Raw genomic sequence first — 21,017 nt, 5'->3', positions numbered from 1 at the left:
TCAGCCTTTAATGGCTCCAAGCATGACACCTTTGACAAAGTACTTTTGCAGGAAAGGATACACAATGAGCATGGGTACCATCATGACAATGATCCCCGAAGCTTTTATCGACTCCGGTGTCATCTGCTGAATATCAGCTGGCTGCAAATTGTTGATTTCCTGCATCAACGATTGGCTTTGAATCATTTGCTGCACCATTACGGCCACATTTACCTTATTCGAATCCTGGATGTAGATCAGCAGGCTGAAAAACGAATTCCAGTAGCCGACACCGTAAAATAGAGTAAGCGTTGCGAGAACTGGCAAAGACAGAGGAAGAATGATTTGAATCAGCAGTCTCGCTTCACCGCAGCCATCCATTTTCGCGGCTTCCATTAAATCCTCCGGGATGTTTTCGAAGAAGCTTTTCATGATCAGCATGTTGAATGTACTAATCAGTCCGGGAAGCCATAACGAACCATAGGTATTAACCAGCCCTAACGACTTGACTAAAAGGAAGGTGGGAATCAGCCCTCCGCTGAAAAGCATCGTAAACACAATGGCTAATGTAAAAAATCTCCTGGCGTTAAAATCTTTCCGAGAAAGTGGATAAGCAGCCATAATGGTAAATGCCATACTTAGCACAATGCCTATCACAGTGATTTCAATGCTGTTTTGGAACGCTCTAACAATTTGTGTGCCTTTAAACAATGCGCTGTAAGATTCCAACGACCAACCGACGGGCCATAAGGTGACGTAGCCTGACATGATGGCATGCGAGTCGCTTAAGGACAATGAAATGATATGAATCAACGGGATCAGGCAGCTGAGTCCTGCCAAGGAGAGAATGACATAATTGATACCGTAAAAAATCTTTTCTCCTGCGGTTGCTTTCAATGGGAACACCTCCTTCTACCATAATCCCTGGTTAAATTTGCGTGCTACCGCGTTGGTGAGCACAACGAGAATTAAGCCAACGACGGATTCAAACAGTCCCATTGCGGATGTGAGGCTGAATTGCGCTCCCTGCACGCCGACCCGGTAAATATAGGTGCTAATGACTTCCGAAATGTTGAAAACGCTCGGGTTTTTGAGCATATAAATTTGGTCGAACCCTACTTCCATCACTCGTCCCATCGATAGGATCAAGATGAGTACGATAGTGGAACTTAAGCCCGGCAGTGTGATATGCCATATTTGGCGGAATTTGTTCGCACCGTCCATACCGGCTGCTTCATAAAGTGACGGATCGATATTCGTAAGGGCAGCCAGAAATATAATGGTGCTGAATCCGGCTTCTTTCCAAATGCCTGATCCTAAAAATATGGCGACCCATGCTGTTTCGTCATATAGGAAAGGGAACGTTTCACCGCCGATCCGCTTCAACAAATGATTAACCACGCCGGATTGTTCGGCGAATAACGTAACGACAAGACCGCCGACGATAACCCAGGAGAAGAAATGCGGCAAATAAATTAACGTTTGGATTGATTTTTTAAACCATAGTTTACGGGCCTCGTTGAGTAATATCGCCATCAGAATTGGAAACGGAAAGCCGACAATGATGCTAAGCAAACTCAGGACAAGGGTGTTGCGGATAATGTCGACCGTCTGCGGGTTGTTGAACAAGGTTTCGAAATTTTTGAGACCAATCCACGGACTATCCAGAATACCTTCAAAGAACGTGTATTCCTTAAAGGCTATTACCGTACCAAGCATCGGTACATATTTGAAAACGATATAAAATGCGATGACCGGCAAAAACAACGTCCATAAAAAACGATTCGGCTTCCGTCTTTGTTTCACGCTTACAACTGTGCGAACTGCATTCATGAGGAAACTCCTTTCTGCTTATGATGTGCGAACTGCATTCATGAGGAAACTCCTTTCTGCTTATGTGGTCGCTACTCAATATATCCCTTCTATACGGATCACGACAATAGTAATGTTTCGGGCAATTGACGATTTTCAGATTTCCGTTCGATATGTGGGATTTACATTTTTCCGAAGTAGCCGAATTTCTGTTTTTTGCAGTTATTAGCATGCAAAAACAGCACCTGCTGCCTGATTATATATCCTAATCAAACGCAAGTGCTGTATATGCCGAGCCAACGGGATCAATGAACTTTACGATAATCGCCGGGGGTCATACTGACCCGTTTTTTGAAAACTCGGATGAACGTCATGGAGGTCGTATACCCAATTTGATTTGCAATGTCTTGAATCGGCAAACTTGTTTCCATTAAAAGCGCTTTGGCGCGGTCGATACGTACCTGTGCTACATAATCAACAAACTTCTCTCCGAATTCTTCCTTGAACAATTGACTCAAATATTTTCCGTTGACTCCGAAAGCTTCTTCCAAGTGGGCAAGCGACAAATCCGGATTAGCGTAATGTGTTTTAATATAGGTTCTGACCTCTTGAATGAGGTGGTGGTTCGTTCGTTTTTCCCGCAGTAAAATCACTTTTTGTTCGACCGCGATTAATACACTGGTTACTTTCTTTTCCAATTCATCAATCGTATCAAAGCTTTCCGCTAATTCATTCAGTTTGGGCATTCCTTCCGATTTCCAAATCTCTTGAATCTCCGGTTGTAAATCCAACATTTCCCGGTGCAGGTGATAGACCATATAATTCATCATACTGAGAATTTCAGCCCGCGAATACAATCGATCTTGGATTTCAGCAAAGAAGGAGACCATTTCTCCGTTCCAACGCTCGTCGTTCAAACGGAACATTTGAGCCAATGAACGTAGATGATGCAAGCTTTTATAAACATCGCCTTGATTATGCGATTCGATGTCCTTGCAATGGATGACCCGATTCATCCCCAGTACGGATTTGTATTTTAATGCTTCCAAGGAGGAGTCATAAGTCTCCACGACATCTTTCGTGTCACTCACGCATTGTCCGATGCCAATCGTCACAGTAAATCCCAGATTGGCTTGTACCCAATGGAGCAGTTGTTGGCAAATGTCACTCACCATGGTTTCGGGATTACTCTCCTTTGCCATGAGTTGCAATAAAACACACATTTGATGGTTGGTAAGCCACTCGGACCAGGCTGCGCAGGGCAGCGGTTCGGTCATTTCATTGACCACGCTGCTGAGCACAAACTTCAGCAAATATTGATCCCGGTGTGAATACTGGTTTGAAAAATCAGAATACTTATCGATTTCGATTATTACGATACAGAGCTGATCGAATTCATTAGACAGTCCGATGCCTTCCATTTCCCGGTTCCACTCGCCCTTGCTCAGAGAGCGGCTGCCTTCGACCAATTCCGCTAGTACATGCCGGCGCTTCAATATGAGATTTTCTTCATACTCTTTTTGATACTGATTCGTTTGCTCTATGAGTGTATCTATTGCATTCTCGATAAATTTCAGCTCATCTTTGCCGTTTTCGTTAAATAAAGATTGATTTTTTTTCTTTGAATAGCTGTGAATTCGCCCTACAATTGATTCAATCGGTTTGTAGTTATGCCGCGTGATGTACACGATCCACAGGACGCCGATGAGGATCGACAACACAACGACGAAGATATAGACATAGGAGATGGTCGAGCCTATCTCGATGAGCTTCCCGTTTTTCAATCCCGAATGCAGTTCCCATTGCGTGTAGTCGGACTTAATCTGTACGAGCTCCCTTTGATTGTTGTCTGTAGGCGGATCGAATAAAAATTGGCCGTCTCTGTCAACGAATGTGGCATAGCTTACATTTGCGCTTGACATCTCTTGAACAATTTGGCGTAACGTACTCGTCTTCACATTCACCACAATAATTCCTTGATTTCCAAGCGGTGGAGGCACTTTTTTGACTAGAGATACTACGGTTGTCATATGCTCCGAATCAAGAAACTCCTTGTATAATCTTACGCCCGTCCAATTAGGTATTAAAGCTGTATTCTCGGTACTTGTCATTTGCAGAATAAAAGCCTGATCCACAAACCGGTTCAAAGGTAAAAAAGAGCTTTCCGTTAAAATTTTCAGATCATCAGTCCGGAATAAATAAATGGAATCAATGAGCGGATTAGCAACTTTCAAATTTTTGACTTTGGTCGACATTTCATACATGGAAAAGTAATCTTTATTGTCCGCTGATCCATTAAAAAAGAACATAAATCTGTCATTGTTCAAAATTTCATTGACGATTAGCTGCTCGACCCCTTGAAGCTGATAATCAATGGATTGGAAAACATGTTTGGCGAAAACTTCGTTTGCATCGACCGTAGCCTTTTCGGAAAGGTTCGTAATAGATAAAAACATCGATACAATCAGAACGATAGAAATGACGAAAAATACAGGTAGATAAGAAAACATTTGCCTGTAAAACCAATGCTTGCTCATACATTCCTCCGAGAACGAATAGTTGATGATATCTAGTGCAAGTTTTGCTTTGGGGGTATAGACGATCTGAATCCGGTGGGTCTGATCGGATAGAAAGGCTGCACGTGTAGCCTTGGATTTCAGAATACCTGAATGACCTTTCTTCCCAAGGGTTGCAGCGTCGATCTCAAGCCCTTCCAATTCACCGATCGCATGGGGGGCATGATCGTCGTTCCTTCCTTTGTTAGGGCATTTACTTCTACCCTATTAAAAAGAAACATCGTTGTCCAGTATTATTTTGCACCGCTCCATCAACCTGTCTTTTATTTCCGACATTGACTTAAGATTGCCTTCATTTTGAATGACTGTATGAAAGTGAATTTAATGCTTTGGGAGAAACATCCCGGGATCTCATGAAACCGGATATGGTATCGGTGACCCCTTGCTTGGCATATTCCTTGTCCATGATAATGACCTTTAAATGAAGTAAGTCGACACGGCTCTCTGTTGCTCCTGTCTTCGTCACGATTTTATCCTGCGTTATGTTCTTGAAGGGCTCTGGAATCTGGAACCAAGTCTGCTGGTGATTATGGGGCGGATCTTGTCATCGTTAAAGGCGGAAAAAAGATTGTCGTGCAGGCGAAGAGATACAGTAAAAACGTAGACATTAAAGCTGTACAAGAAGTCCAAGCATCCATTGCCCATTATGGTGCTTCGGAGGCTTGGTTCGTGTCCAATAGCGATTACACTGCGGCAGCTCATGAGTTAGCCAAATCCAATCGGATAAGATTGATACATAAAAGTGAATTAATTGTAATGATGCTGCAAACCAAACAAATGGCATCAAAACTTCAGTTGGTGAAGGAAGCTCCTAAAGCTCCCCAAAATGAACAAGTCCAAAACAAGATAGATCCGATTGTTGAAGATATTACATGTTCCAGATGCGGTTCCAACATGGCTCGTCGCTCAAGTGCGCATGGGATGTGGAAATTTTCCAAAATGCAGAAATACGATCACGCTAAATAGTCGTAATAATGCATAGGAGTGATGCACTTTGTAAGGTTTAGAAAGAGATAGTTGTTCTAGAAATGCTTTAAAATTCTCTTAATAATTGGTTAAGAGTTGCAAGGGCGAACTAAGTATTAAATTCAACTATTTGATTTCGGAAGTCTCCAACTATCCTATCATCGATAAAGCTGCCAATGTAATAAACGGCAGCTTCGTTGCGTTAACGGGGCAGTTATTTTTCAATAGCTCTTGTTTTATGCTTGAGACAATGGTAACATATAATGGGAACATACGTTTGTTTTTTGCATTTTCCAATGAATAGGGGAATAAGAGTGGCTGAAATCATTGAAGAAGAGCAATTTTCGGTTATTGGAAAATTAGGAAAGGGGTTTGTTAATGAAGCTCCCCAATGGATACCATCATTATGGAAAGAAGCAAATAGTAACTTTATGGAGATAAGCAACCTCGCCATCCATCATCATGTGCAAGTGACTCCCGTTTGTTTCATTAAGGGGGCGATGTGTACATGATCCAATTGACGAACCGCCAGGCACGGCAATTTCTGCTATTGAAGCACGGACTATTGGGCGATTATCAATTTACCGGAAAGCAGGGAGTATTGGATTTTGTGCGGCAGGTCGGCTGTATTCAATACGATCCCATCGATGTTTGCGGAAAAAACGCCGAACTGGTGTTGCAGTCGCGAATCAAAGGAGTTACCAAGAACATGCTCGCCGAGTTGCTGTATCAAGATAGAAGCCTTGTCGATTATCCCGACAAGAATTTGGCCATTATCCCTATCGAGGACTGGCCGTATTTTGAGCGGTATAGGCAGGCTGCCCGACAACATGCCAAGCGTTATCCCGAAATGGAAGCGTTGACAGAGCAAGTACGGGCTCACATCCAAAACCACGATGCGCTAAGTTCTGATGATCTAAAATTGGATGGAAATTTCACTTGGCAATCGGCCATCCACTGGAGCAGCGGAAACAATTCATCCCGGTCGGTGCTGGAGCAGATGTACTCGACAGGCGAGTTGATTATACACCACAAAAAAGGAACGCGTAAATACTATGATATCGCCGGGAAGTATATACAGCCAAATCTGCTGAATGCGCCGGAGCCGCTGGAGGGCGAGCTTGAGCATCACAAGTGGCGGGTACTGCGTCGAATCGGCGCTGTTGGCCTTTTATGGAATCGTGCATCCGATGCCTGGTTGAACATATGGGGATTGAAAGCGGAGCAGCGCAACGAGGTTTTCCGCCAACTGTTGTATGAAGCTCGCATTGTTGCTGTTACCGTGGAACAATTGAAGGATATACTGTACTGCCGCACGGAGGACTTGCCGCTTATTGAAGCCGTTCTGCAAAATCCGGCGCTGAAGTGGCGCTGCGAGCTGATTGCCCCACTAGATAATTTCATATGGGACAGAAAACTGATCAACGTATTGTTTGGATTCGATTACACCTGGGAGATTTACACGCCTGCAATCAAACGGAAATTCGGCTATTATGTGTTGCCTCTAATATACGGAGAAAGCCTCATCGGACGAGCCGAGGTAATCGCGGAGCGAAAAACCGGGACGCTCGTTGTTAAAAACATCTGGTACGAGAACGACATAAAGCCTACAAAGCAATTGCGAACAGCCTTGAACAATTGTTTTCAAAATTTTGCATTATTCAACGGATGCAAGACGATTGTGACAGAGTCTATGAACTGATATTTCCAGTACCCCGATAACATTTGCCGACAAGTTTCTGCGTACGAGACAGGTAATACGACGCGTCCGGTAGCGCTGTTGTATGTGTACATGAGTTTCTAGGGAGGTTCAAGTGCTCGCTCATTTTATTATACAACCAGATGTCGAATTAACCGTATTAAGAAAATCAAAGTCTTGCTCATATTACGTCTACGGCAGTTACTGGTTTAAATATAGTTTCATTTTGAATGTAAGCGTCAAATCAAGCACACCTTCAACTACATCAGAATCTATGAGAAGATGAGGTCACCACGATGAATCAGGAGGATGCCTCATGACTCGAAAAGAACAACGACACCAAGAATGGAGTGCGCGTGTTGCTGATTACCAGGATAGTGGTCTGACGATGAAAGCTTGGTGCGACGCGCAAGGCGTGACGAAAGATCACTTGCGGTATTGGCTTCGAGCGTTGAAGTCCCACTCTCTTCCTGCTGCCTCGCAATCGCCTTCCTTTGTTTCTCTTAGACTTACGGAACCGATCATCCCTTCCTCGGATCAATCCTTTGTGCGCTAGGGAGCGCAGCGACTATAATTTATTTTGTTATGGACTTATCGGTTCGGAATGGTGTATATTATTTTTAAGGAGGTGAGATTCGAATGGTTCGTCCACGTAACTTTGATGAAATAGATGTATTACGGAAAGCGATGACTTTATTCTGGACTAAAGGTTATGAAGCGGCATCCCTAAATGATTTGCTACATGTTACTGGACTTAGTAAAAGTAGTTTATATGAGACTTTTGGTAACAAACATGATTTATTTGTGAGAGCATTTGATTTATATCGCGAGGAGCGCCTATCGGTATTAAATAATTATTTGAGTAATGAGAATGTATACCAGGGTATCGAATTATTTCTTATGGCCCTGCTTAATGTTGTTAGCAAAGGTTGCATGACGTCAAATGAAGCTATCGAATTGGCGCCACATGATAAAGAATTTCAAAAAATGATTGAAAAAGATTTCGAAGATGTTGAACATGCATTTTTAAATGCAATTGAGATTGGTAAAATCAATGGTTCTATTCAGTCTAAAATCGATTCGCAAAAGCTTGCTCGATTTTTAACTGTCTCCTTACAAGGGATAAATGTGATGGTGCGAGCACAAACAAATCAAGACAGGATTATAGATTTCATTTCTATAATTTTAGGGAATTTGAGATAGATGAAAGTGTACTTTTTTTTGTATATTATGGACCGAAAGGTCCTTAATATAAATAATTCAAAGAAAAGAGGAACAAGCATGAACAACAATTACAAATCTATTTTCGAGCCGTTCGAGCTCCCATCGGGAGTACAGTTGAAAAACAGGGTGATTATGGCGCCGATGGCCCTTTCGGCATCAAAGTCTAACGGAGCAGTTACTGAAGAAGAATTGGCTTACTATATTCAACGGGCTCAGGGTGTTGGCGCCGTGATTACCAGCAGTGCCCTTGTTTCGCAAAACGGAAAATTGCTCGAGAACGGCTTTGGCATTGACAATGACGATCTGCTCCCAGGCCTAAAAACATTGGCAAACACCATACATGAACATGGTTCCAAAGCTTTTGTCCAGATTTATCATGGGGGGCGTATCAGTAATCCGGCTTTTCTATCTGGAGGACAATCTTTAAGTGCAAGTGCAGTGGCGGCGGAGCGTGAAGGATCTGCTACCCCAAGGGCAATGACAGAAGAGGAAATTGAAAATGCTATTGATGAATTTGCCAATGCAACCCGAAGGGTAATTGAAGCCGGATTTGATGGGGTTGAGATTCATGGTGCCAACGGCTTCTTGATTCAGCAATTTTTCTCTCCGCATTCCAACAGAAGAGAAGACAAATGGGGAGGGACATTAGAAAAGAGAATGAAATTTCCCCTTGAAATCATCAAACGCGTAAAAGAAGTGGCTGCAAAACATGCAAAATCACCGTTTGTTGTTGGTTACAGAATTTCTCCAGAGGAAAGAGAAAATCCTGGCATCACAATGGAAGATACTCTTCAATTCGTGGATGTTCTGGCCTTACAGAACCTAGACTACATCCATCTTTCCGTGGATCATTTCTGGGGTGAACCGAGGAGGGAAGGATCGAGCAGTAATAAGTCGCGTGTAGTAATGGTTCAGGAGCGTGTAGGTAATCGAGTGCCTGTAATCGGTGTTGGCGGTCTTTCCACACCGGATGATGTCGTTAAAGCACTGGAGACTGGAATCCCGCTAGTAACAATGGGTCATGCCTTGATCATGGAGCCTAAATGGGTTGAGAAGGTACAAAGCGGACAGGAAAGAGAAATTAGAACAACACTTCCCCGAACAGCTCAAAAAGAACTGGTACTTCCCGATAATTTGTGGGGAATGATAACCAACATACCAGGATGGTTCCCTGTCGTGGATTAAGGAAGAATAACAAACACCTCGATGCTTGCGTACTATTAAAAGTCCCTAAATCGCGGGCTTGTTTCGAATCCCGATTGTTGACTTCAACACGAGCGACCACGGAAAATAGTTATGGACACAACCCGGGATTGCCTGTGCACAGCAGCTGCGCATATGTGGGGTCCTGCAGCGCAAGCTCGGTGAAGTAGTTGGCAATTTCGTGATTGGCGGCGACAGATCCCTTTTGGAAATGTAGCTCACGGCTTTTTTGGGCGTGTAAGTAGGTGTAGGTTTCGCCTGTTTTCGGAGATTTATAGAGAATGGGTGGCAGCTGCGGGACGAGATCGAACGTGTTGTGAATTCGATGCCGATCGAATATTTGGTTGAAGGTGCTCGAAAATTCAGCGTTCCCCACACGAGGCGAAGCATACGTATAAACGATAGGATCACTGAAGCCACTGTTCACTGCGGTATCAACGGCGCATAGATGGGCAAGCGCGCCGCCAAGACTATGCCCTGTAATATAAAGCGGCTTATGGTGGGAAAGAGACTGCAAGGCTGACAAGACGGGTTGCCGAGCCGATTCGTAAATCCCGAGAAACCCCTGGTGCACGGAGCCGCTGTTCTTCGCATAGGGAAACGCGCTCTGTCTGGCGATTGCATCGGATATCCAGTCCGATTTGGTATTCGTTCCGCGAAACACAAGGACGATCCGGTCCGCTGCCTCGGCGATAAAACCGAACGGTTCTTTTCTTCCTATAAATGACGCGGCTTCAAATTCAGTAACCAACTGGTAACGACGTGGCAGAACAAAAGTTCCGTCGGCGCTTTCAAACTGTTGATAGCTTTGGCTGCAAAGTGCGGATAATAAAATGGCGGTCTGGATATCGAACAGATTCTTGCTCATAGTTCTCCCTCTTCTGCTCACACATGTTTTATGTATGTATATGAAAATGATGGGCATACGTCCACGGGCATATGCCTAACTTAGTGACGCCTTTGATTCAAGCTAGGCCGCAATACCCGTCCCCTCAGCTTCAGAAGAGGAATTTAATTAAGCGAAATGGCAGGATAGTTCTATGCCAACATCGAAAAGTTGTGATGTACTTCTAATCATATGTTTGCAATAAAAAGGGGAGACGTGCTTGGAATGGAGCTTAGAGGATGTAGAAAAAACGTATCTACTAATACTTTTTTATCCCAAGTCAAAAAGAACGTCAACAGCAAAAGATAGGTGACTCAATCAAATTGCACTTTGTTCTAAATTATCCATCCTAGGATGGTCCGCGTGCGGAAAGAGTGTGGGTTGAAATTTATTGCCAGAGTCATAATACAAAAAGGTGATCTGCGTTGGTTGGATATTGGCGAAAAAATGGCCTTAGTCTAAGAGTTTGGATATACAATACACGGTTCCCGTGGTGATGGTGTTGCTAGTCTTTATTTATATGAACTACAGGTCTAAGGTCGGTGCGCGTAGTTAAACTGAGGCATTTGGTTCTGATAGGACAAAGCGAGTTTTACAGGAAATATGCAAGAAATCCCTTGCTTCAGCTATGGGATGAATCGGCTGGGGGCCATCAGCTGTACCATATGTTTACGAGCTGCAGCCTGATCGATGCCATTATAGTCCTGGCATTGATCAGGCTGCAGCTCGCGTTCCAAGTGTCCCGGATCCATTCACCCTGAATGTTGCAGCTTACAAAACAAAACGTAAAAACAAGAAAAGGTAGCCAATCGGTAAGCAGTTGAGCCATGAAAGTGGCCAGTAAGGATCAGCGTGGCGGATAGATAAGTGCTAGAACATACATCCATGCCAGCGCAATGATTAAGGTTTCCATATAGGTGCTCCTTATTGTAGTGAAGGTACGCAATGGGTGAATTCGAAGGAAAGAAACCATTTTTCTGTACGTGGTTATCCCTTCCGCAGAAGAGAGCCAACAAGGTGTTGTGCACGCTTCGAATCCTCACTGTTTTGTTTGCAGGGTCGAGCCACCATAAAAAACTGCGTGTTTATTCCAATTAAGCTCCTTACCAGTATAAAAAAACACAAAAACCGCTAAACCCAACAGGAGATACTTTTCATGCTGGAATTGCGGTTAAAAATGGATGTTTTGTTTGAAGGTAAAAAAGTACAATAAACTTGGGTAATTCCTTCTATTAATTCGGATCTCTTTCCATATTATAATAGCAGTACTGATGCTGGTAGTATCGAGTAACCTGTTATAATTTTTTTCATTGAGTAATGGCAATCTTACATTAGATTTAGATTATTCTATGCTAGATGAAGCTAGGCAACGAAAGCCACCATTCATGGTTATTTATTACATTTTAAGGAGATATTAAGGAAAATATTGAGCTTACAATGGAGCAGCCGAGGCAGCTTGTAAACATGTTGAATACATATTTCATTTCATTATTACGTCCTTAGACCGGGTTCCTCAAAGCTATTGGGATCTGGTCTAATGTTATAATGATTGATGCAAATAACTTTCGTAGAAAAAGGCTGTGAGCCCATTGAGAATAATGACCAGGATGCTCCGATTCATACTGGAACCTTTTCAACGCAGCATTCGAAATAAATTGATTGTCACCATGATTGGTCTTTCTTGCGTCCCCTTGATCTTTATCTCATTGTTTGCTGCCGAAAATACAAGAAGATCGGTTGAAGCAGAAGTCATTGAGTCCAACGCGTCAAAAATCAAATGGACTGCGGGTTATCTGGGGGAACGGTTTGATCAAATGAACAATATTATCTACACCCAGCTTATTAACGAAAGCTACAACGATTATATCGGCAAGATGGGGGATGCCAATCCTTCTATTGCTTTTAACGCTCAAAAAGGTTTCGTGAACGCCGTTACCTCGATTTTTTATTCCAATGTCAATTATTTATCCGGCATTCAGATCTATCTGAACGATTCGAATAAACAATTTCTCATCAGTGGCAGCAATTTCGAGGTTTTCACGCCAGCACGGATTCCGGAACCTTTCAGCCATTTTCTCAGGAAGCACGGTGATTTCATCATCGAAAATAAAGAAAATACCGGCGCCTTTTATCTAATGCGGACCATCAATCGATTCGAAGACCGGAAACGGCTTGGGGGCATTGCGCTTGAAATCAATTGGTCCAATCTGGACAATACGCTGAATTTGCTAACTCCGGGGAGCCAACAAACGGTCATTATCTCTAATCAACAAGGCGAGATGCTGTACTCCCTCGGAGGTCAGCCCGTTCCTTCCGATCAATTGATAAAGCTTCAAAACCAAATGCACTCCGAATCGGGTTATTTTCGAACAAAAGAAGATTATGTATTTTACGGCACCATCCCGTCATGGAATTTGAACGTCATCAAAGTGATACCCAACAGTTTTATTAATGACAGTGCGAGAAGAACTTGGCAGTACGCGATCATTATCGGCGCGGTTTCGATCCTCCTTTCCGTCCTCATTGCTATTATTATTGCCTGGAAAACATCGAAGCCCATTGTGAAATTGGCCAGATCCATGCAAGGGATGGTCCCTCCGAAAGAGGATGAAACTCCGCCCATTATGAGGAAAGATGAAATCGGACTGCTGGAGATGCGCTATTACAATATGTCCAAAAGGCTCAAAGAATATATCAAGACGGAGTACAGCATCAATTTGGAGAAAAGGACCGCCCAATTGAAGGCGCTGCAGGCCCAGGTCAACCCGCATTTTCTGCAAAATACGCTGCAGATGATCGGCAGTATGGCGTTCTCCAAAAGACCAGACGAAATTTATGATGTCATCCGCTCGTTAAGCGACATGTTTCGCTATATCATCCGGGATCCGGAAGAGCTGACGACGCTACAGCAGGAACTCGATCACGTTCAAAATTATTTGCACATTCAGAAGCAAAGATTTACTTCCCGCATATCGACGCACATCTTCCTGGAACCCGGCGTAGAATCATGTGCAATCCCGAAGCTCACTTTGCAGCCAATTGTGGAGAATGCATTCATTCACGGCTTGGATAAGAAAACCGGAGCTTGGGAAATTCATATTACTGCCAAGCATACTGCGAAAGGCATCTTCATCTTGATCGAAGATAACGGATTGGGCATTCCTTCCGAACGCCTGAGACAGCTTCAGCACCGGCTTGAGATACAAAACGAACCGTTCTGGCCAGACAGCGAACGAATCGGCTTGAACAATGTGGCTGCGAGAATTCGCATGCATTTCGGGTCCCCCTTTGGGCTGTCCATAAAAAGTCAACCCGGCAAAGGGACCGCCATTCGGTTACTGTTGCCTATGGAAAGGAGCGTCACAAGTGATTAAAGTGCTTATTGTCGATGATGAAGAATGGAATCGGGACATCATCAAAAGGTTCGGTAACTGGGAAGCCTACGGGATGCGCATTATAGCGGAAGCCGCCGATGGGCTGGAGGCGATTCGGATCATTGAGAAACGGTCACCCGATATTGTGATTACGGATATGCGAATGCCGGGCATGGATGGGACTGAATTGCTGCATCAGATCCATAGTCGGTTTTCGACAATCAAGCTGATCGTGGTTAGCGGGCATGACGATTTTGTATATATGAAGCAAGCGATTCTCTCGAAAGCAAAAGATTACTTGTTGAAACCGATCGATCCCAAAGAACTAAATGCCGTATTGCGAAAGTGCAAAGAGGAGACAGAGTCTACCATTGCAGCCGGGCAGAACGCTGCGTTCGATATCGAGCTGATGAAGATGATCAAAAATGCGATGCCCGTCGTCGCTTCTTACTTTGCCGATTTGGATGCGGACAACGTTCAATCCGCTTTCCGGCAGCTGGCGTCCCAAATCGATGCCTATAAGCGATTGGAAGCGTTAGAGATGGAGCGCATATATCAAGAGTATATATTTTTACTGAACGAGCTTATGGTGAAAAACTTGGTTGATGGCGACCTCCTACCCTTAGAAACATTCGGATTTTCTTCATTGGAAGCGGTCGTGGAGGAATTGTCCAAGCTTTATGTTTCTATAATCGAAGCCTTGACCCATCAACGGAAATATAAGAAAAAATTGAATTTGCAGGATATTAAAAGCTATATCGAAAACAACTTCGCAAGGCCCATTACGGTGGAGAAGATCGCCCAAGTTTATTTTGTCAGCTATGTCTATCTCAGCCGGGCATTCAAAAGCGAGTTTGCCGTCAATATTACGGATTATATGCAACAGCTGAGGATGGAGAAGGCGAAAGAATGGATCGTCATCGATCGGATTCCGATTAAAGCAGTGGCTGAAATGTGCGGGTATGAAGATGTCGCTTATTTCTACAGAGTGTTTAAGAAATATTTCGGCATTGCTCCCGGAGAAATGCGCAAAAATCAAGACGAAGGTTAAAAAATGCAATGAAAGCGGTTAAATTCATCTAATTAACTGTTCCCATTATTTATTTATAATCAAAACGTATTCTATTACAGGGAGGTCACAATGATATGAAAAAAAGTTGGAACACCGTACTGAGTGCGGTAGCGGCGGTAGCGCTGCTCACGGGATGTGCGGCACAAGAGGGCGGCGGGAAAGCCGGGAATCAAGCTTCGGGAAGCAGCGTGGCAGCGCCGAAAGAAGTCACATTGAAGGTCTTTATTTCCCAGCCTCGACAAAAAGAGCAATTCGACAAGTTTGTCGCCGACTTCACGGCGAAAGAGAAGGCGGAGAAAAATATCAATGTCAAAGTGCAGATGGAAATGCCGCCTATCGATCAAGCGCCGCAAATTTTGAAAACAAGGCTGGCGGCCAACGATGTTCCGGATGTGTTCTCCTTGCATGCGATCAACGATCTGCCCACCTATTATAAAGCCGGTTATGTAGAGGATCTCTCCAAGCAGCCATTCGCGGGTAAAATACTGGACAGCGTCAAACCGGCTGTCACGATAGACAACAAGGTGCTGGCAGTACCGCTTGAAACGCTGAACTGGGGTTATCTATACAATAAGAAAATATTTGCTGATCTCGGGCTGAAGCCGCCGACAACCGTTACCGAAATGAAGTCGGTGATCGAGACGTTGAAGAATAATAAAATCACGCCTTTCGAGCTGGCCTATAAAGAAGCGGGAGCGCCGCAGCTCTTCTTACCGCTAACCGTCGGTGCGTTGGTCAATACGGAAAACAAGGACTTTGTCGACCGGATGAACAGCGACAAAGGTTCGTTCTCGGAGATCAAAAATCAACTGTTCGGCAATTTTGACCTGGTGAATGCCAACGGAACCGATCGGGCGCTGGAAGTGTCCGCAGCCGAAGGAGCGGCGGCGTTCGCTCAAGGGAAAGCGGCGATGTGGGTGAATGGCCCCTGGTATGCCGATACGCTATTGAAATCGAACACGGACCTGCAGATCGGCATTGCGCCATTACCGATCAACGATAATCCGAACGCCACGATGATCAATATGAGCGTCTCCACTTCGCTCGCCGTCGCTACAGGCAGCAAAAACAAAGAAGTGGCGTACGATTTCGTAAACTTTGTGCTGGACGATAAGGAAACGAACGAATTGTTCAAGAGCTTGAAGTACAATCCGAATGCCAAAAATCATACGTTCGAAAGTCTTCCGTGGATTAACGAAGCACTGACTTATGTTAAAGCGGGCAAAGCATACAAAGATCCGTACATGCCTCCTGCCGTCAAGGACGAGGTCGGGAAGCTGCTGCAAGCGTACTATTCCAAATCAATTTCGCAGGATGATGTCATCAGCGGATTGGACAAGGCTTGGAAGAACTCCAATAAAATCAACAAATAGTTCTGCGAACGAATAACGATAAAGACAGCAGAAATGCTGTCTTTATCCATTCTTGGAGGTGTACGTAATCATGAAAAACAGAAATCTGTCCTTGCTCGCATTCGTCGCCCCGGCATTCATCACCTATTTTGTGTTGCTGATGATTCCGACTCTAGGTGGCTTTTTTTACAGCTTTACGGATTGGAACGGACTCGCCAAAAGCTATCATTTCGTAGGTATAGACAACTTCGTTGAAGCGATCACGGACGATCCCGACTTTCTTCATGCGATTTGGTTTACGCTCAAATACGTCATCTTCATGGTCATCGCGCAAAATGTGATCGCACTCCTGCTTGCGATTCTCATCGAATCGCGGCGGAAGACGAAAGGTTTGTTCAGAACGATCTTTTTTATGCCGAATATGGTCAGTTTGATAATTAGCGCATTCATATGGACCTTCATGTTTTCCCAAGTGCTGCCTCAGCTTGCCGCCAAGACCGACATGTTGTTTCTGAATCAACAATGGATCGGGAATCCAAAGGCTGCCTTTTTCTCGATCATTATCGTTTCATTATGGCACGGTGTCGGTTATATGATGATTATTTATTTGGCCGCTCTGCAAGGAGTGCCGCAATCTCTTCGCGAGGCAGCGATTATCGACGGAGCCAGTCCCGTTCAGACACTCGTCCATATCACGCTGCCGATGATCACGCACGCGATTACGATTTGCTTCTTTCTTACTTTGAACAGCGCGTTCAAGGTTTACGACGTCGTTTATGGATTGACAGGCGGAGGACCGGGTAGAGCGACACAGGTGATCACTATGAATATTTTTGAAGAAGCGTTTTCTAGCAACTTCCGTTACGGCTATGCCAGCGCGAAATCGGTGCTTCTCTTCGTCATGATTTTGCTGTTTACCTTTGTTCAGGTTTTTGTAATGAAGAAGCGGGAGGTGGAAGCATGAGAATGGCGAGGTTGGGCTCCCTTATCATTACCATCGTACTGTCGCTGTTTGCGGTTGTGTCCTTCTTTCCTTTGTATGTGACCGTCTTGAACTCTTTCAAAACAGAAAAAGAAATATTCGGCTCCATCTTGTCGTTGCCGACTGCTATGCATATCGAGAACTATACGGATGCCCTTCAGAAGACGCAATTGCTGTCCAGTCTGGGAAATACGGTAATTGTCTCGGTGTTGGGAATTGCCGGCATCTTATTGTTCGCTTCTTTGGCAGGTTATAAGCTGTCCCGAACGCCCGGCAAGTTGAGCAATTTGATTTTCTTCCTATTCATCTCTTCCATGCTGGTGCCTTTCCATTCGATCATGATTCCCCTTGTGAAGACGGCCAAAAGCTTGCTGCTTCAAGGCAGCATCTACGGACTTGCCGTTATTTATATTGGATTAGGCGTGAATATGGCGATCTTCTTATACCATGGGTTTGTGAAGTCGATTCCGCGGGAACTGGAGGAATCGGCTTATATGGACGGCTGCGGGCAATTCAGAACGTTTACGACCATCATTCTACCTTTGCTTCTGCCTATTACCGTTACTGCAGGCATACTGAATTTTTTGTCGATTTGGAACGATTTCCTGCTGCCTTTGCTGATGATTCAGGACGCTAAGGATTATACACTCATGCTCTCTACCAATAAATTATTCGGTGAATATACGAAAGACTGGTCGCTAATTTTGGCGGCATTGGTGCTGACTGCAATTCCGGTAATTATCATTTATGCGATTTTCCAGAAATTTATTGTATCGGGAATAGCGGAAGGAGCGGTTAAAGGTTGAGCGTTTGTCAGGGGTAGACTTTAGGGATGGACAAAAGACTGCATCAAGCGATGATAAATCCGTAATTTATATTTGAATTATTCCCATTTTGTTGCAAATCATGCCGTAGGGATCGGATTGAAGTGACCATGGGCTGACAATGCGACTGCTTTTGAAAATCCAACCGGAGATGGAGTGGTCGACGCTTCACTGGGGACCAAATTAACCGTGAAGTTCCTCGAAAATGGCTTCTTATCAAGAGAACTCTGGATACATTCAGAGGAAGACAGGAGCAGCAGGTGGTCCCTAGATCCTAGATGATTGTTAATTTACTACCCTCTTTTATTAAATTGGTCAATAAAAATGTAAAGGATCGACACATGTGAAAAACGGAATGATATATTTGTTGCTAATTGGATCGGCTATTTTATGGGGTGTTAGCTTTAATTTAGGGAAGTTAGCCGTTAGTGCTATAGGTCCGATGAATGTTGTAGGCTGGAGATTTTTAATAGCATCATGCTGTTTGCTTATTTTTTATTACCTAAAGGAGAGGCCGACCTATCAGCAGTTGAAGTCAAATTTAATAAGATATTTCTTCATAGGAGTAATTGGAATTTTCATGACTAACGCATTAGTTTTTAGCGGATTGTCATATACTTCGGCTGTAAACACTGCACTAATCACTGCAGCGAATCCAACTGTAACCTTAATTTGTTCATTTTTGATATTAAGGGAACGGATGCGCAAGCAACAATTACTTGGTATGATCCTTTCCTTGATAGGAGTCTGGTTTGTAATTACAGCAGGTTCCATTACAAAGTTAAGTTCAGTATCTGTTGGAGATTTGTTAGTGTTGTGTGGAAATTCTTGTTGGGCTCTCTACGGAGTATTAGGAAGAAAGTATTTAAAAGATAGCACTCCACAAAAAACAACGGCACTTACTATGTTTTTTGGAGCAATTTGTTTTATTCCATTTATGAACTTCCCAATTGAGCCTGATCATTTGGTTAACCTGGCGGACGTTTGGATGATTATTGGTTTCATCGCATTATTCGGTTCAGTGCTGGCATATTTATGGTGGAACAAAGGTATATCCCAGCTTGGAGTTACTCGCACGGGGCTATTCTTTAACTTCGTTCCTATTACGTCCATGATTATGAGTGTTTTAATGGGAGAGGATGTGCTAATCAGTCAAATAGCTGGAGCTTTTCTTGTTATCACGGGCGTCATTATTTCGTTAATTCGAATTAAAAAACATTTACACATCGGAAGGTCAATAGAAAATTAATTACAAAACCACATCCACGAACATGTACGATCAAGTAGCAGTGAATATTTAGCGATTTTATGTATTACATTAACGGAGGTATGAAATATGAGTTTATCCATGGGTTTGCAGCTGTTTTCAGTCAAGAACGCACTCAAGCAAGATTTTATAGGGACATTGGAAAAATTGGGGGACATCGGCTATAAGAGCCTGGAGATGGTTATCCGAAAAACTGACGAAGGCCTAAGCCTAGTCGGCGAGCTGTCGGCGAAGGAAGTACGGACACAGCTTGATCGGCTCGGGATGAAAGTGGTCGGCTGTCATACCCATATCAATGAAGAGACGGAATGGGAAGGGATCATCGAGAGTAACCATTTGATCGGCAGTCCGGCCATCGGCTGCTCCATTGCCTTTTTCTCGAATAAGGACGATGTGCTCCGATTTTGCGAATCATTCAACCGTTACGGCGAGCTTTGCAAAACGAACGGGCTTGGCCTTTATTACCATAATCATTTTCAGGAATTTCAGCAGTTTCATGGGGAGACTGTGATGGACATCATGCTGAACAACATGGAGAAAGATTTGATTCATTTCGAATTCGATTCGTACTGGGCGGTGAGGGGAGGAGCTGACCCGATCGTATGGCTTCATAAATTGGGGGACCGCTGCAAAAAGCTGCATCAAAAGGATTTGCCGGTCACTGCACAGCCTGTAAACTGGTTTGATGTGTTTGGAGCAACGAGCAACATTACGATCGACGAGCTTTATAAAACGCAGGATCCCGCCCATTTCTGCGAGGTCGGCACTGGCACGTTGAATATACGTGCGATTATTGAAGCAGCGCGAAGCATCGGTTCCGCAGAGTATATTTTTGTCGAGCAGGATGTAACGGCCAAAGATGAGGTTGAAGGCGTAGCCATCAGCTACGGCAATCTGGAGCGGTTACTGAAGGAAGTCTAGATCAAACTTATGGCTATGTCAGCCGTTTCCCTTGTACGCTATTGTACTTGGGGACGTCAGTAGTGACGGTGCCTCCCACTCCCTCGGCCCGAAGGGAATAGAAGCCGGCTGTGTTGTAGCCGATTTCTTTTCATACAATCGTCATTGGAGCAGAAAAGGAAAGGATATGATAAGAATGGACAAATTGCTGTACGGCGTTGCATACTATGATGAGTATATGCCTTACGATCGGCTAGAGATGGACATCGAGTTGATGAAAGCTGTTTTATTTTGTAGATGCAGAGAGAAAACCGCACAACTTCTTGTCTTTTATCGATAGTTATTCTTGTCCTCCGTCAGCCGACAAAGTGCGTGTCGGATGACAAGAACATTGTCCGAATGAAGTCCACGGAAACCGTGGGCTTTTTAGTTATCGGATCAAGTTCTTGTCATTTTGCGATGACAAGAACTTGATCCGATTTCCGACAAGCAGTTAACTGACCTATAACTTGTCGTTAAATTAACAGGGAGGATAGTGGGGCAAACAAGCTGAACTAAATAAATACACAAGAGGCACTGCGCTTCTATCATGGATGATAATTAATTACTTGACTCTTGCGAATTCGTCCTTAAGAACCGAATAAGGGCAGACTTGTAGTAGGACGTAGGATTCATTTGGTTAGGCAGGGATCTTGAGATGTTTAAGGATGTCGAATAACGGCTTTTTCTCCAGGGCCTGCTGGTACACGTAGACGATGATCTGTCCGAAATATTCTTGCCGAATGCGATAGACCACATCTCCAAGCGTCAGGTGCTTGTCGTTCTTCATCCAGTCCTGACGCTGAGTTTCTAACAAGTTCTGCGTCAGGTACTGGATGGCCCAAAACCGCTGAATGCCTTC

At 44.0% G+C, this 21,017-nt stretch carries 20 protein-coding genes; 14 read left to right on the top strand and 6 right to left on the bottom strand.

What is annotated here, in order from left to right:
- The 4 genes from LRL21_RS32490 to LRL21_RS47370 all read right to left on the bottom strand — a co-directional run bounded on the left by LRL21_RS32490 (position 1) and on the right by LRL21_RS47370 (position 4,833).
- On the bottom strand, positions 1-876 hold the full coding sequence (locus LRL21_RS32490; protein WP_240419949.1) for a carbohydrate ABC transporter permease: 876 nt from the start codon (positions 874-876) through the stop codon (positions 1-3).
- Between the two features lie 15 nt (positions 877-891).
- Positions 892-1,812, bottom strand: a complete 921-nt coding sequence (locus tag LRL21_RS32485) for an ABC transporter permease (protein WP_240419948.1) — start codon at positions 1,810-1,812, stop codon at positions 892-894.
- Positions 1,813-2,096: 284 nt separating this feature from the next.
- On the bottom strand, positions 2,097-4,508 hold the full coding sequence (locus tag LRL21_RS32480; protein WP_240419947.1) for a helix-turn-helix domain-containing protein: 2,412 nt from the start codon (positions 4,506-4,508) through the stop codon (positions 2,097-2,099).
- Positions 4,509-4,659: 151 nt separating this feature from the next.
- Positions 4,660-4,833: a Ger(x)C family spore germination protein gene (locus LRL21_RS47370; protein WP_476703988.1), complete on the bottom strand. Its 174-nt coding sequence runs from the start codon at positions 4,831-4,833 to the stop codon at positions 4,660-4,662.
- Between the two features lie 32 nt (positions 4,834-4,865).
- On the opposite strand from LRL21_RS47370, the gene LRL21_RS32475 reads away from it, so the two are divergent.
- The 6 genes from LRL21_RS32475 to LRL21_RS32450 all read left to right on the top strand — a co-directional run bounded on the left by LRL21_RS32475 (position 4,866) and on the right by LRL21_RS32450 (position 9,441).
- Positions 4,866-5,333: a restriction endonuclease gene (locus tag LRL21_RS32475; protein ID WP_275901030.1), complete on the top strand. Its 468-nt coding sequence runs from the start codon at positions 4,866-4,868 to the stop codon at positions 5,331-5,333.
- Between the two features lie 314 nt (positions 5,334-5,647).
- Complete coding sequence (locus LRL21_RS32470) at positions 5,648-5,845, top strand: hypothetical protein (RefSeq protein ID WP_240419946.1); 198 nt, start codon at positions 5,648-5,650, stop codon at positions 5,843-5,845.
- Positions 5,842-7,035 (top strand): winged helix-turn-helix domain-containing protein, encoded by a 1,194-nt coding sequence (locus LRL21_RS32465; RefSeq protein WP_240419945.1) that lies wholly within the window; start codon positions 5,842-5,844, stop codon positions 7,033-7,035. The genes LRL21_RS32470 and LRL21_RS32465 overlap by 4 nt, the downstream gene beginning before the upstream one ends.
- A 313-nt stretch (positions 7,036-7,348) precedes the next feature.
- Positions 7,349-7,588 (top strand): IS66 family insertion sequence element accessory protein TnpA, encoded by a 240-nt coding sequence (tnpA, locus tag LRL21_RS32460; RefSeq protein ID WP_240419944.1) that lies wholly within the window; start codon positions 7,349-7,351, stop codon positions 7,586-7,588.
- Positions 7,589-7,671: 83 nt separating this feature from the next.
- The gene (locus tag LRL21_RS32455) at positions 7,672-8,235 is read left to right on the top strand and encodes a TetR/AcrR family transcriptional regulator (RefSeq protein ID WP_240419943.1); all 564 of its coding nucleotides are present in this window, start codon (positions 7,672-7,674) and stop codon (positions 8,233-8,235) included.
- A 78-nt stretch (positions 8,236-8,313) separates the two neighbouring features.
- Positions 8,314-9,441 carry an NADH-dependent flavin oxidoreductase gene (locus LRL21_RS32450; protein ID WP_240419942.1) on the top strand — a complete coding sequence of 376 codons (1,128 nt, stop codon included), beginning with the start codon at positions 8,314-8,316 and terminating at the stop codon, positions 9,439-9,441.
- Between the two features lie 109 nt (positions 9,442-9,550).
- Here LRL21_RS32450 and LRL21_RS32445 read toward each other — a convergent pair whose 3' ends face one another.
- On the bottom strand, positions 9,551-10,327 hold the full coding sequence (locus LRL21_RS32445) for a lipase family protein (RefSeq protein ID WP_240419941.1): 777 nt from the start codon (positions 10,325-10,327) through the stop codon (positions 9,551-9,553).
- Between the two features lie 635 nt (positions 10,328-10,962).
- On the opposite strand from LRL21_RS32445, the gene LRL21_RS32440 reads away from it, so the two are divergent.
- The 8 genes from LRL21_RS32440 (at position 10,963) to LRL21_RS32405 (ending at position 20,137) form a co-directional block, all read left to right on the top strand.
- The gene (locus LRL21_RS32440) at positions 10,963-11,106 is read left to right on the top strand and encodes a hypothetical protein (protein WP_240419940.1); all 144 of its coding nucleotides are present in this window, start codon (positions 10,963-10,965) and stop codon (positions 11,104-11,106) included.
- A gap of 846 nt (positions 11,107-11,952) precedes the next feature.
- Positions 11,953-13,719, top strand: coding sequence for a sensor histidine kinase (locus tag LRL21_RS32435; protein WP_240419939.1), 1,767 nt, complete (start codon positions 11,953-11,955; stop codon positions 13,717-13,719).
- Entirely contained in the window at positions 13,712-14,770 is a 1,059-nt protein-coding gene (locus tag LRL21_RS46440; RefSeq protein ID WP_240419938.1) for a response regulator transcription factor, read from the top strand. Before LRL21_RS32435 ends, LRL21_RS46440 begins: the two co-directional genes overlap by 8 nt.
- A 95-nt stretch (positions 14,771-14,865) precedes the next feature.
- On the top strand, positions 14,866-16,164 hold the full coding sequence (locus tag LRL21_RS32425) for an ABC transporter substrate-binding protein (protein WP_240419937.1): 1,299 nt from the start codon (positions 14,866-14,868) through the stop codon (positions 16,162-16,164).
- A gap of 70 nt (positions 16,165-16,234) precedes the next feature.
- Positions 16,235-17,107, top strand: a complete 873-nt coding sequence (locus LRL21_RS32420; RefSeq protein WP_240419936.1) for a carbohydrate ABC transporter permease — start codon at positions 16,235-16,237, stop codon at positions 17,105-17,107.
- Positions 17,104-17,931, top strand: coding sequence for a carbohydrate ABC transporter permease (locus tag LRL21_RS32415; RefSeq protein WP_240419935.1), 828 nt, complete (start codon positions 17,104-17,106; stop codon positions 17,929-17,931). Before LRL21_RS32420 ends, LRL21_RS32415 begins: the two co-directional genes overlap by 4 nt.
- 361 nt (positions 17,932-18,292) lie before the next feature.
- Positions 18,293-19,198, top strand: a complete 906-nt coding sequence (locus LRL21_RS32410; RefSeq protein WP_240419934.1) for a DMT family transporter — start codon at positions 18,293-18,295, stop codon at positions 19,196-19,198.
- An 87-nt stretch (positions 19,199-19,285) separates the two neighbouring features.
- Positions 19,286-20,137 carry a sugar phosphate isomerase/epimerase family protein gene (locus LRL21_RS32405; protein WP_240419933.1) on the top strand — a complete coding sequence of 284 codons (852 nt, stop codon included), beginning with the start codon at positions 19,286-19,288 and terminating at the stop codon, positions 20,135-20,137.
- Positions 20,138-20,795: 658 nt separating this feature from the next.
- Here LRL21_RS32405 and LRL21_RS32400 read toward each other — a convergent pair.
- The coding region (locus LRL21_RS32400) for a hypothetical protein (RefSeq protein WP_240419931.1) at positions 20,796-21,017 on the bottom strand (222 nt) is incomplete at its 5' end.

Source organism: Paenibacillus periandrae (genome assembly GCF_022458865.1).
Classification (GTDB): Bacteria; Bacillota; Bacilli; order Paenibacillales; family NBRC-103111; genus Paenibacillus_S; species Paenibacillus_S periandrae.
This window is presented reverse-complemented; position numbering and strand designations above follow the sequence as displayed.

Bases quoted from the DNA above. Each gene is read 5' to 3' on its own strand.
- LRL21_RS32485 (WP_240419948.1), bottom strand. From the start codon at position 1,812: ATGAATGCAGTTCGCACAGTTGTAAGCGTGAAACAAAGACGGAAGCCG.
- LRL21_RS32465 (WP_240419945.1), top strand. From the start codon at position 5,842: ATGATCCAATTGACGAACCGCCAGGCACGGCAATTTCTGCTATTGAAG.
- tnpA (WP_240419944.1), top strand. From the start codon at position 7,349: ATGACTCGAAAAGAACAACGACACCAAGAATGGAGTGCGCGTGTTGCT.
- LRL21_RS32455 (WP_240419943.1), top strand. From the start codon at position 7,672: ATGGTTCGTCCACGTAACTTTGATGAAATAGATGTATTACGGAAAGCG.
- LRL21_RS32450 (WP_240419942.1), top strand. From the start codon at position 8,314: ATGAACAACAATTACAAATCTATTTTCGAGCCGTTCGAGCTCCCATCG.
- LRL21_RS32445 (WP_240419941.1), bottom strand. From the start codon at position 10,327: ATGAGCAAGAATCTGTTCGATATCCAGACCGCCATTTTATTATCCGCA.
- LRL21_RS32435 (WP_240419939.1), top strand. From the start codon at position 11,953: ATGCTCCGATTCATACTGGAACCTTTTCAACGCAGCATTCGAAATAAA.
- LRL21_RS32425 (WP_240419937.1), top strand. From the start codon at position 14,866: ATGAAAAAAAGTTGGAACACCGTACTGAGTGCGGTAGCGGCGGTAGCG.
- LRL21_RS32420 (WP_240419936.1), top strand. From the start codon at position 16,235: ATGAAAAACAGAAATCTGTCCTTGCTCGCATTCGTCGCCCCGGCATTC.
- LRL21_RS32415 (WP_240419935.1), top strand. From the start codon at position 17,104: ATGAGAATGGCGAGGTTGGGCTCCCTTATCATTACCATCGTACTGTCG.
- LRL21_RS32405 (WP_240419933.1), top strand. From the start codon at position 19,286: ATGAGTTTATCCATGGGTTTGCAGCTGTTTTCAGTCAAGAACGCACTC.